This is a genomic window from Algoriphagus mannitolivorans DSM 15301 (assembly GCF_000429425.1).
Classification (GTDB): domain Bacteria; phylum Bacteroidota; class Bacteroidia; order Cytophagales; family Cyclobacteriaceae; genus Algoriphagus; species Algoriphagus mannitolivorans.
Window position 1 is genome coordinate 104,426 of sequence record NZ_AUBV01000010.1, and the last position, 12,389, is coordinate 116,814.

Below are 12,389 nucleotides of genomic sequence, written 5' to 3' on the forward strand. Positions count from 1 at the left end.
TGAGTTGATGCTTATTGATACTATTATTGTCATTAATTGATAACTTATAAGCATCAATGGAATTAAGACATCTCCTGTATTTTCAAGCTGTGGCTGAGGAATTAAACTACCGAAAAGCTGCCTCTCGCTTATTCATATCTCAGCCTGGCTTGAGCAGGCAGATCAAATCCTTGGAAGATGAATTGGGTGTACAATTATTGGAGAGGGATCAAACAGGAGTGGAGCTTACTCCAACCGGGGTGTTTTTCAAAGGAGAAGTAGATTTCCTACTAAACCATATCGAATCGACTAAAAACCAACTCAAAGCCATTGCTTCAGGCAAAGTGGGAGAGTTGAGGATTGGCTTCCTAGGGTCTGCTTCCAACCGCGTTTTGCCAGAACTACTCAAAAAACTCAATGACAACTACCCCTTGATTTCCACTAGTTTGGAGGAATTAAGCAATAGTATCCAGGTGGAAATGATTCAGAAAGACAAGTTGGATCTGGGTTTTGTCCGATTGGCATCAGTACCGGAGGATTTGGAAATGAGACCTGTTTTCAGGGATAGTTTTTCCCTGGTAGTTCCTGAAAATCATCCTGTTCAGCTAGCTGATTTTCATTCGGTAAGCCAATTTCAGGATGAATCTTTTATTCTTTTCTCCTCGGATTACTCCAATTACTATTATGATCAGATCATGGGGATCTGTAGGGATGCTGGTTTTATCCCAAATATCAGACATAAATCTGTACATGCTCTAACCATTTTTCGATTAGTAGAAAATGGCTTGGGTGTGGCCATTGTCCCTACTTCCTTGAAAGAAGGGTATGATCTTAAGGTGAGATTTATGGAAATTCCGGGAATTCCTCAGTTTACTGAGTTGTCGGTGATTTGGAAGCCAAAAAACCGGAATCCAACTTTAAGCCGGGTGATTTCTTTGGTGTGAGGTGAGCGGCAATTTGCAAGGGGCAAAGGGCAATTGGCAAGTAGCAAAGGGCAAATTGCAAAAGGCTTTAACCATTTTCCAATAACCAAAAAAACAATAAGGAAAGGGCAAAAGAAAAACTGCAAAAGGCTTCTACCAATTTCCAATAACCAATAACCAATAACTAGTAACGATTTCCCAATAACCAAAAACCAATAAGCAAACGGCAAGGAGCAAAAACACAAGAGATAGTTTTCGCATCTTCGATCCTTTCAGCACTGGTTTATCCTTTTGTTTTATTTGAAAAAACTCCATTTTAACATATGTCGGGCAAATGTCGGGTCAATTCCGCCTGATTTTCGCCCTGTTTCCAATCTCATTCTCTGAACTTGCCATGGTAAAATCAAACCCACTATTTCAAATGAAACAACCGGAATTAGGCAGGAAAATCTCTGAATTGAGAAAAGCAAAAGGACTAACTCAGGAGGAGCTGGTCGAAAAATGCAATCTGAATGTTCGCACCATTCAGCGAATTGAAGCCGGGGAAGTTACCCCGAGAAGTTATACCGTAAAGGCTTTGTTCGAGGCCTTGGACTTTCAAGATTCGAATGATCTCGGTATTTCTCAAGAAAAGCCAAAGACTCCAGGTTTCATCTACGCAGCCATTGGAGCTGGGCTGGTATATTTCTTCTTATCCTTTTTTGAAATTGGAATTGAGGAGGAATATCTCTCAGGAAATGAATCTGTCAGCAGAAATGCTTTTTCTCTGATAAAAGTCGGAAGCTACTTGGGCTACATCCTTTTTATGTTGGGCTGGATCAGACTGGAACAGTTTTACTCCAATTCCATCCTGAAAATCGGGGTTTGGCTTATGATAGGGGCTAATGTGATTTGGTTTTTGGTAGACCTGACCGCTTTGCAGACTGATTTTTTGGAGTTTAAGGATTTCTTTTGGGTAAAAATCAGCTCTTTTGGCTTCTTCTATGCCATTTTGGGCATGGGGTTTATTGGCTATAAAAAGCAATTTACTTCGATCCCCATGATCATTGGAGTCCTGACTTTAATTGCAGGAATATTCCTTTTTTCGGGGTTTGGGGCTATTCTGGCATTAATTCCGCTGACTTTGGCAGAAATCGGGCAGATTGGATTGATGATTTATTTGGCGCAAGCTATCGGGAGAACTTCTCCCGATAGTATGCTGGCCATTTAAGAAAAGTCTTAAAGAAATCAGTCTGCTAGGGCTTTTTGAATTTTCGCCTTTACTCCCTTGAGGATTTCAGCATTTTTTGCACTGGAAGTTTCTATCTCCAATATCTTGGGCTTTAGGCTTGGAGCGTAAAAAGACTCCAAACTGTGCTGAAGTTCCTGTTCATTTTTCACCAAAACGTATTCAAATCCAAACTCCTGCGCTAAGTGATAAGCATTGAGTTTTTGCTGGGTTTCAAAATATTCTTCCAATTCAGGTTGCTTGGCTGGCCCATCAATCAGGCGGAAAATTCCTCCGGCGTGGTTATTTAGGATTACAATCCGAAGATTTGGCATAGAGTAATTGTGCCAAAAGGCATTCCTATCGTAGAAGAAAGCCATGTCTCCCGTGATCAGGGTAACCGGCACTTTGGTGGTAAAAGTACAGCCAACAGCCGTACTATTGCTTCCGTCAATCCCGCTCGTTCCCCGATTGCAGATGATTTCCTGATCTCTTTTTCCGAGAAAGTTTACATAGCGAACTGCCATGGAGTTGGCCAGATGAAGCTTGGAGGCAGTGGGAATTTTCCGAAGCACCTGATTCAATGCAGGATATTCTCCGAATTCTGCATCCGCAAGGGCGGAAGGAAGACTTTCTGCCACCCGATTCTGTAGATTATGCCAAATATTGAAGTATTCCGGGTTTTGTCCGGAAAGATTTTGACTTAGCCAATTCAAAAAGGAAGTGGGATTGCAGCTTAATACCCGAGTCAAACTTTGATAGGTGTCCTTAGCGTTCCCATCTTCTTGAATATGCCAGTGGGAGCATTCAGCATTTCTAAGAAAAAGCTTCAGAGACTTGGAGATAATGGATTTTCCAAAGGTGATGACTAGGTCAGGTTTTAGGTTTTCCTGAAGTGAATCAATCCCTACAAAATGATCATGAAGGTGGATTGATTTTGGGCCTTGAAGATTGGAGATGGTGTCAGAGACGATAACGACATTTTTTTCAGAGGCTAGAGTATCCAAAATGGTTTGGATGCCTGAATTGGGGCGCTGTTGCCCAGGTACAATCAGTAGCCGATGAACATCTTTTAGCCGGTTTTGGATTTGCTTTAGACTTTCCTCGCTCAAATGTTTTTGGGCTGGGAATATCGCAAAGTCATGATTGGGTTCCTGAAAAACAAACTGCTCATTTGCCTCTGGATAGAAAGGCTCCCGAAGGGGAATATTGATATGTACTGGACCTGCTGGGTAAGATTTGCTTAGATTGATTGCCTCATTGATAATTCTTCGACCATGCCATTGCTGGTCCTTTTGCTCAAATGAGTCGGGGAATTGAAAAGATTTTTTGACATGTTTTCCAAAAACCTCTTCCTGATAGATCGTTTGTCCATCCCATTGATCAATCCATTCTGGCGGCCTATCTGCAGTTAAAATCACAAATGGCACTTGTTGAAAATAGGCTTCGGCAATGGCAGGAAAGTAGTTTAGCGCTGCTGATCCTGAAGTACAAACGAGGACTACCGGATGCTGCAGTTGCTGAGCCATGCCTAATGCAATGAAGGCAGCAGAGCGCTCGTCAGGGATGGTTCTGGCATGGATTTCCGGGTGTCTGGCAAAAGCCAAAGTCAAAGGAGCGCAACGAGACCCCGGGGAAAGAATGGCATGTTCTATTCCTTTATGGGCACAAGTGGCCACTAAGTCGAGGATAGGCTGGATGATCAAGGTTTTGGACTTTGGATAAACTTACCGATGATTTCGCATTTGAGCTCTGTTTCATCCCATTCTAAAACTGGATCGGAGTCTTCTGTCACTCCCGCTCCAGCATAAAGAATCGCCTGATTTTCCAAAAGCTGTGCAGTTCTCAAATTGACATAAATGGAGGTTTCGGACTCAACATTCACAGGACCCAAAAAACCTGCAAAGAAGGAGCGGTCGAATTTTTCATTTTCCTGAAGAAAGTCATGAGCTTCTTTTCGGGGCATTCCACATACTGCTGAGGTAGGATGGAGCAAATCCACCATCACAGATCCCAACTGAGGGAAATTGGTGGCCTTCATGTCCACTTTAAAGTCTGAGCGAAGGTGAAGCAGGTTCCCAGCCAAAACGGTTTTGGGACCGTGTTCCTCATACTCTCGCAGGCGGATTTTCTTAAAGCAATCCACAATATATCGGCTTACCAGGGCTTGCTCTTCAATTTCTTTTTGCGTCCATGCTGTAGATTTCAGAGGGTTGTCACCTTTGGCTTGTTGGGTACCCGCAAGAGACATGGTGTAAAAATAATCCCCTTTGGTCTCGATCAAAACCTCTGGCGATGCACCAATCCAAGTTCCGACTTGAGGAATATGGAAGAAGTTGATAAAAGAGTTGGGGTAAGTGGAAAGCAGATTCAGGTAGGTTTTACTCAGATCAAAGTCCTCCTGTAAGTCAATGACTTTGGTCCGGGCAGGAACAATCTTCTCTAGCTTACCTTTCTGAATGGCTTGAATTCCTTTTTCTACCAAGGCAAGAAATTGGTCTTTTTGACTTCCTTCGGACTTTAGGGAGGAACTGGATTTGGTGCTTTTTTGAAGTAGGGTAAAAATGTCTTTTTTACGGCCTTGACTTTTTTTGGAGAGTTCTTTTTGTATCCAAAGAGGAAGATCTTCGGTTTCTAATTTTTGATCTAAAAAAAATGAGAAATAGCGGTTGGCTTCAATGAAGAAAGCTTTTTTGTCTTCCTGATCTGCGAAGGGGTGGAGGACAAATCCCGCCGGAAGCTCCTCAAGCTGCAGGGAAACACGCTTAGGCTCGTCGCATTCATCCTGAATGAATTCCAGCTTATTGGACTTGGGTTTCCTCCAGATTGCAAATGAACCTCCGGATTCCAGACCTTTTTGGAAAAGGATGTCCAAGACTTCAGCTTGATGAGTGAGATGCAGGGATTCTGTGAGATTCATTTTTTGTCCAAAATTGCCATGGTTAACCTGCTAATGCAGCAGAGTTGGCCGCTTTCTGTATGAATTTTTATTTCCCAGACTTGAGTGGATTTGCCCACATGTACTGGTTTGACAACGCCGGTCACTTTTCCTTCTCGGACTGATTTGATATGATTGGCGTTGATTTCTAAGCCTACACAAATTTGTTTTTTGGTGTCTATAGTTAAAGAACTGGCAATACTGCCTAAAGTTTCTGCCAAAACTACGCTGGCTCCTCCATGTAACAAGCCATAGGGTTGTATGGTTCTGGAGTCCACTGGCATTGTTGCTTCCATAAAATCCTCTCCGATTTTAGTGAACTCAATCCCGAGGTGCTCGACCAAGGTGTTTCGGTTCATGGAGTTCAGAAATTCGAGGGAAGGAATACTTAGAAAAACCATTAAAATATGGGCTAAATGAAGTTTATTTGGGCTCCGGACAAAAATAAAGAAACTTGAATCGAAAAAAAATTTACCTAGTGAGACATGGTCAGACTGACTTTAATCTCCAAGGAGTAGTACAAGGCAGCGGGATAGATGCTCCAATCAATAAGACTGGACTCGCTCAGGCTTCTGCTTTTTTTAACGCCTACAAAGAAGTGCCTTTTGATCAGCTTTATCATACAGCTTTGATTCGTACCAAACAGTCTATTCAGCAATTCATTGATTTGGGAATTCCAACGATAGCTTTGCCGGAATTGAATGAAATTTCCTGGGGTGATTATGAAGGAACTCCCATGACTCCTGAGGAAGGGGAATATTACCGACATATGCTGCATCAATGGCAGCAAGGGAATTTGGATTACGCCATTGCAGGAGGGGAGAGTCCAAATACTGTAGCAACCCGAATGCGGATTGGAATCGAAAAAATTGTCTCAGGACCAGGCGAAACGATATTAGTTTGTATGCATGGTCGAGCCATGCGGATTTTCCTGAGTTTGATCCTGAATTATGATTTACGGTACATGGATCAGTTTGAGCACCACAACTTGTGTTTGTATGTTTTGGAGCAATTAACGGACGGTACTTTTGTGGTCAAAAACTTCAATGACCAGGACCACCTAAAGACCCTGAGGGCTGTCTAGCTGTTTTGGAGTCTTTTTTCTTTTTGGAAAGGCTGTCTTCATACATGGCAACGTAGGCTTGATGAAGTTCCTTGTTTTCGGTGAGATCAAATACTCGAAAGGCAATGTTCTGAAGTTGAATTTTTTTACCTCCTTCTAAATCAACCAGAAATTCACCCAGAAAGCATTCATCAAAATCACAGGATGGAATTTCGATGAGGAGCGCAAACTCCGAATTTCCTGCATAGGTTTTGGTTTTGAAAAATCCAGAAAATTGACTCTCAATCTGTTTCAGGCTAGTTTTTAATTCCTTCAGTTCCTTTGGTTTGAAAAGCGCCAAAAAAGTCTTGGATTCAGGATCTTTTGCAAATCCTGAATTAGAGCAAATAATCAAAGTGAAAATGAGCAATAGCTTTTTCATAGCTTTTAATATAGTTATTTAACTCGCGGAAAATCAAGTTTGTTGGGGGAAAAAATCCAAAGGGGCAAAAAAAATCCTCAAAGGGCTGCTTTGAGGATTTCTATAAGGTTAAAGCTGCTTAAGCTTTAGAAGTTCTTTTTTTGGTTTTGGTGGTTTCGTCTTCCACTTCATCTTCTACACCCGCCAAAATTCTTCCACAGTGCTCACAAACGATCAGCTTTTTCTTTTCACGGATATCAGCTTGTCTTTGTGGCGGAACAGTATTGAAACATCCTCCGCAAGCACCTCTTTTTACCATGACTACGGCTAGACCGTTTTTGGCATTTGCCCTAATCTTGGTGTAAGACTTAATAAGTCTCTCTTCGATTTTCTTACCGGCTTTCTCGCGATCAGCCATTAGTTTGCTCTCTTCAGCTTCGCTTTCTGCAACGATGGTGTCCAATTCGTTCTTCTTAACGTCAAGATCTTTTTGGCGGTCCTTCATTACATTTTCCAGCTCCTCGAGATCTGCTTTTTTCTGGTCGATTTTCACTCCAGCTTCAGCAATTTTCTTCTTGGAAACCTGAATTTCAAGGTCTTGAAGCTCAAGCTCTTTAGTGATGGCATCGTACTCACGATTGTTTCGTACGTTCATCTGCTGCTCTTGATACTTCTTGATCAGTTTTTCAGATTCTTTGATGTTTTCCTTGAATCGCTTGATGTCTTCTTCGAAGCTTGCGATATCATTTTGGAACTTCTCAAGTCTGGTTTCGTAGCCGGCTATCTCATCTTCCAAGTCTTGGACCTCTTCAGGAAGAGCTCCTCGGACTTTCAAAATGGAATCTAGTCTAGAATCTATGAGTTGAAGGTTGTAGATAGCGTCGAGTTTTTGTGCTACTGTACTTTCCATGTACTATCGGTAGGATGTGGGATTAGTAACTACTTTTGTCAAATAGAGTGCAATATTAGGAAAATTTTGTGACAATAGTTCAGAGAGTAAATCTTTTGTAAAAATTTCGCTCTCATAATGACCAATATCACAAAGAATCAGCTGCCCGTCGGCATCAAAAAACTCATGGTATTTGACGTCTGCTGTGATAAAAATATCAGCTCCGGCTCTTTTGGCATCTCCTAAAAGGAAAATTCCTGCTCCTCCGCACAAGGCAACTTTTTTTATCTTTTTGCCTTTTAAAGCCGTGTGCTTCAAAAACTTAAGATTCATTTTTTCCTTCAAATAATCCAAAAAGTTCGCCTCATTCATCGGTTCCAATAATTCCCCGACCATTCCTGCGCCTACTTCCTGATTTTCATTTTCCAAAGGAGAGAGGTAATAGGCCACTTCTTCATAGGGATGAGATTTTTTCATGGCGGAAATTATCCTCGACTTGAGATGGGAAGGCAAAATGACCTCGATTCTTACTTCTTTTTCTTGGGAAGGAACTCCTTTTTGCCCTGAAAATGGATTGGCATTGTCAGAAGGAGTAAACGTGCCTGTTCCTTCGAGTTGGAATGAACAATCCTTGTATTCCCCAATCTGACCGGCACCGGCTGCAAATACAGCCTCCAGAACTCGATCCTTTTCTGGCAAGGGGACAAAAAACACCAATTTATTCAACAAGTCTTTTTTAGGCTGAAGGATTTTAGTGTTAATCAATCCCAGTCTGTCGGAGATTCTCTTATTCACTCCATTAGCGACATGATCCAAATTGGTATGAATCGCATAAATGGCGATGTCATGTTTAATAGCCTTGATGACAGTTCTTTCTACATAATTTTTTCCAGTCAGGCTTTTGAGGCCTTTGAAGACGATGGGGTGGTGGGCAACGACCAGATTGGCTCCCAAAGAAATTGCTTCTTCTACGACTGCTTCTGTGCAATCCAAAGTGCAAAGCACACCTGTGAGTTCTGCATTGCGATCCCCACAGATCAAGGTGGCATTGTCATAGCTCTCCTGATACGCCGGAGGTGCAATACCCTCTAAGAATGAAATTATGTCCTGAATTCGTTGTCCCATATTTTTCTTTTCTTTGGTCAAAAATAGCAATTCTACCCCAATGCCTTGGTATTCCTTTTTGCTTGCACCATTTGCCTTGATTTTTCGGATAATAACCTCCATTCGCAATGGATTGTATGATAGGAATGTCTTAAAAAGCCAAAAAGGAAAGATTTTTTCTCTAGTTGTGGGAAATCTGTCGGTTGGTGGTACCGGGAAAACTCCCATGGTAGAATACCTACTTAGGGCACTTTCTTCCGAAAGGAAATTGGCAGTGCTCAGTCGGGGATATGGAAGAAATACGAAAGGATTTTTGCAGTCCACTAAAGAAAGTGCCCCGAGTGAAATCGGCGATGAGCCCCTTCAGATCTTTCAAAAGTTTGGAGAAAGTACTCCGGTATTCGTTTGTGAAAACCGGGTGAAAGGGATAGAAAGAATTTATGCGATCAAGCCCGATTTGGAGGCCATTGTGCTGGATGATGCCTTTCAGCATAGAAGTTTGAAGGCAGATGTTTATATCCTTCTGACACCCTTCCAAAAGCCTTTTACCAGAGATTTCATCATGCCTGTAGGAAGACTTCGGGAGTCAAGATGTGGTGCCCAAAGAGCAGATTTGGTCGTAGTTTCCAAATGCCCCGAAAATTTATCCTTGGAAGATAAAGCATCTCTTACCCAAGAAATTTCATCTTATCTGCGCCCTTCAATCCCTGTAATATTCTCCTCACTTTCCTATTGTATGCCCTTGGCTTTAGGACACTCTTCGGCTTTTTCTGGAAACGTTCTGCTAATTTCCGGACTGGCAGATGACCGGCTTTTTTTGGATTACTGCAAGGAAAAGTTCAAGGTCTTGGAAGTGTTTTCTTTCCCTGACCATCATGAATATTCGAGGGAGAATATCAAATCGTTTATAAAAGCGGCCGCGAGGGTAAAATCCGAGTCTCCGGTATTTTTATGCACGGAAAAAGACGGTGAAAAACTTAAATCTCTCGGCAAAGGGGGATATTTAGGGGAATTTCCGATTTTTGTCCTGCCCATAGAGGTAAAATTCGAACCCCAGGATAAAGAAATTCTGCTTACCCAAATCCGAAAAAAATTGGTTTCCAAGTGATCAAGAGAGGCGTAGTTTTAATTGTTTTTTATGGAATGCTGGGCTTGCAGATGCTTTTTGCGCAGCGACCAGTACAAAATCAAACCTCGGGACAAACAGCTCGGGAAGGTCGGCAATTGGTAGAGCAGGAGGAGAATGAAGATGGTCTCAGCCGAAAATCATTGCTGGATGATAGTACTAGAATGGTTTATGGCCCGAAAACCTCCCTTTACTTTTTTGAAAAAGATATCAAGAGAAACAGCCTAAGGCTTTATGAGCAGGATACTTCCCTGACTAATTTTCACAACTACGATCCAGTTGCCAAGAGTGGTTGGAAATATCAGGACTTGGCCAACATTGGGAGTGCTGCAAAGCCGGTGTTTTATCAGATTCCGGAACTGATCGGAACGACTTCCGGATTTCACGCTTATGATATTTACTACCAAGATCCTGCAAAAAGGAGGTTTTTTGATACCAAGTCACCGTTTACCGAAATGTCGGCTTTTTTCGGAGGAGGGAATAGAAACCTTTTGGACATCGTTTTTGCAAGAAATATCAATCCCCGATGGAATGTGGGAATGGATTTTAAAACCCAAAAAATCCGGAAAACCCTCAATCCCAGCGATCGGGATGATCATATGGTGGAGCAGACTTCCTATGGAATTCATACTAACTACCGATCTGAAAATGGGAGATACTGGATTTTGGGATCCTTTTCGAGGATGAGGCATTTTGTCAATGAAATAGGAGGGATCATTCCTCCGGAAGTTGATCCAACCTCCCTGTATTTTACTTATGAGGATGCCAAAGTTTGGTTGAAAAATACCACTGCCTCCGACCTTAGACAGGATTTGCATCTCTACCATGAATATAAATTGGGCAATGGCCTTCAGCTATACCATGTGGCTGACAGAAAAAATCAAAAGTTGAGGTATCTGTCAAATCTGAACACCGCCGATTCTTTGTTTTTTAATGAAAACCGTTTCAATAATCCCGATACCACAGCCAACTTCAGTGGATTTTCAGAATGGAGGAATGAGTTTGGGGTGAAAGGTTCCTACAAAGGCTTTTATTACAATGCCTATGGGAAGCTCCGAAATGCTAAAATGGAGAGTACTTTTTTTCCTAATGGAAGTGAAAATTATAACGAAGTCTATATCGGTGGAGAATTGAGAGGGAAAATCTCTGATCAATGGTCTCTCCAAGCCGACGGAGAATATCTGATTGCGGATGCCTTCAGACTGCATGGTCTGTTTGTATCGCCATGGCTGGAATTGGAATATACCAAAGCCTTGTATCGCCCTACTTCCCTTCAGCAAATTTATTTTGGCAACCACTATCAATGGGAAAATGAATTCAAAAATATTGGCGTGGACCAGATACAAGGGAGAGTCAAATTGGATTTTGACAGATTTAGCCTCAGCCCAAGTCTTACCCTCAATCGGGTGAATAATTATGTGTTTTTTGGGCTGGATAAGCAAGTGGCGCAGTCTGACGGAGGAGCGTTTATGCTAATGCCAGGGGTTTTAGGCAATTTCCAAATTGGAAAGAAGTTCAAGCTGGACTTCGAGGTGATTTATACTGAAATAACTGGAGCGGCTTCGGATAACTTCAGAATTCCAAGACTCTATGCAAACACCAGGTTCTACTTCGATAGTCCCGCTTTCAATGACAATGTCTATATCCAGATGGGAGTGGATGTGAGATATAAGTCTTCCTATTTTGGGGAAGCCTATAATCCTTCCTATCAGCAGTTTTATTTACAAAACACTTTTGATGTTTATGCCTATCCAGTGGCCGACATATTTTTGGATTTCCGAATTAACCGAACCCGAGTATTGTTTAAGTACAACCATCTCAATGCAGGCCTGATGAACCGCGAAGGATACTTCGTAACCCCGGATTATACCGGATATAAGTCCTTAATTGATTTGGGGATTACTTGGTATTTGTTTGATTAAAAAAAGAGGGATTGGCAGAGGGCAAGAGGCAATTGGCAATAAGCAAATGGCATTGGGCAAATGGCAATAAGCAAAATCCAATGACCAATGTCCAATAACCAATAACAAGTATCCAATAACTATCCTTCAAATCTCAAATCTCAAATTTCAAATCTTTAATTCCGATGACTTGGGAAGAAAGCACAAAACAGAAAATGCTTCATTTGAAGCTTCCTACTGATCCGCGATGGGTGAGAATTGCGGAAATGCAAATTGAGGATATTCTGGTGGATCATGCTTATTGTGAGCAAAAAGCTGCCTCTTCTTGCATTTCGCTTATTGTAAGATTTAATGAGTTGGAGGAACTTGTTGATACTTTGACTCCGATCGTAGCCGAGGAATGGGGGCATTTTGAGCGGGTTTTGGAACAGCTCCGTAAAAGAGGGATGAAGTTTGGTCCTCAGCGCAAAGATGAATATGTGGCCAAATTGAATGAATTTGTCAAAAAGGGAGGAAGCAGAAAGGATCAACTGACCGAACATCTCCTGCTAAATGCCTTGATCGAGGCAAGAAGTTGTGAGCGTTTTAAGCTTTTGTCAAAAAATATTGCAGACTTGGAGCTCCAGAAGTTCTATTATGAATTGATGATTTCTGAGGCGGGACATTATGTGACTTTTATTGATTTGGCTAGAAAGTATCAAGACCGAGAAAAAGTAGACAGACGTTGGCAGGAATGGCTTGACTATGAAGCAAAAATCCTAAAAAGCATGGAGCCTAGAGGAGACCGCATGCATTGATTCTCCCAAATTCAAAATTTTAAGAGAACATAGATATGGAGGATTTTGGTTAATAAATCAAT

12 protein-coding genes are annotated in these 12,389 nt (G+C 41.8%); 6 read left to right on the forward strand and 6 right to left on the reverse strand.

Annotated elements, in window-relative coordinates; translation table 11 throughout:
- Positions 1-56: 56 nt before the first annotated feature.
- Positions 57-923 (forward strand): LysR family transcriptional regulator, encoded by an 867-nt coding sequence (locus tag G458_RS0112950; RefSeq protein WP_026952272.1) that lies wholly within the window; start codon positions 57-59, stop codon positions 921-923.
- Positions 924-1,323: 400 nt separating this feature from the next.
- A complete protein-coding gene (locus G458_RS21470; protein WP_157359787.1) occupies positions 1,324-2,112 on the forward strand; it encodes a helix-turn-helix domain-containing protein in 789 nt (262 codons plus the stop codon).
- 17 nt (positions 2,113-2,129) lie between these two features.
- Here G458_RS21470 and menD read toward each other — a convergent pair whose 3' ends face one another.
- From menD to G458_RS0112970, 3 genes are read right to left on the reverse strand one after another with little or no spacing between them, the layout of a single operon-like run.
- Complete coding sequence (gene menD / locus G458_RS0112960; protein WP_026952273.1) at positions 2,130-3,815, reverse strand: 2-succinyl-5-enolpyruvyl-6-hydroxy-3-cyclohexene-1-carboxylic-acid synthase; 1,686 nt, start codon at positions 3,813-3,815, stop codon at positions 2,130-2,132.
- Positions 3,812-5,029: a chorismate-binding protein gene (locus G458_RS0112965; RefSeq protein WP_035468212.1), complete on the reverse strand. Its 1,218-nt coding sequence runs from the start codon at positions 5,027-5,029 to the stop codon at positions 3,812-3,814. Before G458_RS0112965 ends, menD begins: the two co-directional genes overlap by 4 nt.
- Positions 5,026-5,448, reverse strand: coding sequence for a hotdog fold thioesterase (locus tag G458_RS0112970; protein ID WP_026952275.1), 423 nt, complete (start codon positions 5,446-5,448; stop codon positions 5,026-5,028). The genes G458_RS0112965 and G458_RS0112970 overlap by 4 nt, the downstream gene beginning before the upstream one ends.
- Before the next feature lie 53 nt (positions 5,449-5,501).
- Here G458_RS0112970 and G458_RS0112975 point away from each other — a divergent pair, with 53 nt between their 5' ends.
- Positions 5,502-6,131, forward strand: a complete 630-nt coding sequence (locus tag G458_RS0112975; RefSeq protein WP_026952276.1) for a histidine phosphatase family protein — start codon at positions 5,502-5,504, stop codon at positions 6,129-6,131.
- Here G458_RS0112975 and G458_RS20780 read toward each other — a convergent pair.
- The 3 genes from G458_RS20780 to G458_RS0112990 all read right to left on the reverse strand — a co-directional run bounded on the left by G458_RS20780 (position 6,091) and on the right by G458_RS0112990 (position 8,524).
- On the reverse strand, positions 6,091-6,531 hold the full coding sequence (locus G458_RS20780; RefSeq protein WP_051287271.1) for a hypothetical protein: 441 nt from the start codon (positions 6,529-6,531) through the stop codon (positions 6,091-6,093). The two genes, G458_RS0112975 and G458_RS20780, sit on opposite strands and share 41 nt — an antisense overlap.
- 118 nt (positions 6,532-6,649) lie before the next feature.
- A complete protein-coding gene (locus tag G458_RS0112985) occupies positions 6,650-7,420 on the reverse strand; it encodes a zinc ribbon domain-containing protein (protein ID WP_026952277.1) in 771 nt (256 codons plus the stop codon).
- Positions 7,421-7,423: 3 nt separating this feature from the next.
- On the reverse strand, positions 7,424-8,524 hold the full coding sequence (locus G458_RS0112990; protein ID WP_026952278.1) for a Nif3-like dinuclear metal center hexameric protein: 1,101 nt from the start codon (positions 8,522-8,524) through the stop codon (positions 7,424-7,426).
- Between the two features lie 40 nt (positions 8,525-8,564).
- Here G458_RS0112990 and lpxK point away from each other — a divergent pair, with 40 nt between their 5' ends.
- The 3 genes from lpxK (at position 8,565) to miaE (ending at position 12,327) form a co-directional block, all read left to right on the forward strand.
- Complete coding sequence (gene lpxK, locus G458_RS0112995) at positions 8,565-9,611, forward strand: tetraacyldisaccharide 4'-kinase (protein WP_026952279.1); 1,047 nt, start codon at positions 8,565-8,567, stop codon at positions 9,609-9,611.
- Complete coding sequence (locus G458_RS0113000) at positions 9,608-11,551, forward strand: putative porin (RefSeq protein ID WP_026952280.1); 1,944 nt, start codon at positions 9,608-9,610, stop codon at positions 11,549-11,551. The genes lpxK and G458_RS0113000 overlap by 4 nt, the downstream gene beginning before the upstream one ends.
- A 164-nt stretch (positions 11,552-11,715) precedes the next feature.
- Positions 11,716-12,327, forward strand: a complete 612-nt coding sequence (gene miaE / locus G458_RS0113005; RefSeq protein ID WP_026952281.1) for a tRNA-(ms[2]io[6]A)-hydroxylase — start codon at positions 11,716-11,718, stop codon at positions 12,325-12,327.
- Positions 12,328-12,389: the final 62 nt, after the last annotated feature.

Excerpts from the sequence above, each read along its gene's own strand:
- G458_RS0112950 (WP_026952272.1), top strand. The coding sequence starts at position 57 with ATGGAATTAAGACATCTCCTGTATTTTCAAGCTGTGGCTGAGGAATTA.
- lpxK (WP_026952279.1), top strand. The coding sequence starts at position 8,565 with ATGCCTTGGTATTCCTTTTTGCTTGCACCATTTGCCTTGATTTTTCGG.
- G458_RS20780 (WP_051287271.1), bottom strand. The coding sequence starts at position 6,531 with ATGAAAAAGCTATTGCTCATTTTCACTTTGATTATTTGCTCTAATTCA.
- miaE (WP_026952281.1), top strand. The coding sequence starts at position 11,716 with ATGACTTGGGAAGAAAGCACAAAACAGAAAATGCTTCATTTGAAGCTT.
- G458_RS0112970 (WP_026952275.1), bottom strand. The coding sequence starts at position 5,448 with ATGGTTTTTCTAAGTATTCCTTCCCTCGAATTTCTGAACTCCATGAAC.
- G458_RS0112965 (WP_035468212.1), bottom strand. The coding sequence starts at position 5,029 with ATGAATCTCACAGAATCCCTGCATCTCACTCATCAAGCTGAAGTCTTG.
- G458_RS21470 (WP_157359787.1), top strand. The coding sequence starts at position 1,324 with ATGAAACAACCGGAATTAGGCAGGAAAATCTCTGAATTGAGAAAAGCA.
- G458_RS0112985 (WP_026952277.1), bottom strand. The coding sequence starts at position 7,420 with ATGGAAAGTACAGTAGCACAAAAACTCGACGCTATCTACAACCTTCAA.
- G458_RS0112990 (WP_026952278.1), bottom strand. The coding sequence starts at position 8,524 with ATGGGACAACGAATTCAGGACATAATTTCATTCTTAGAGGGTATTGCA.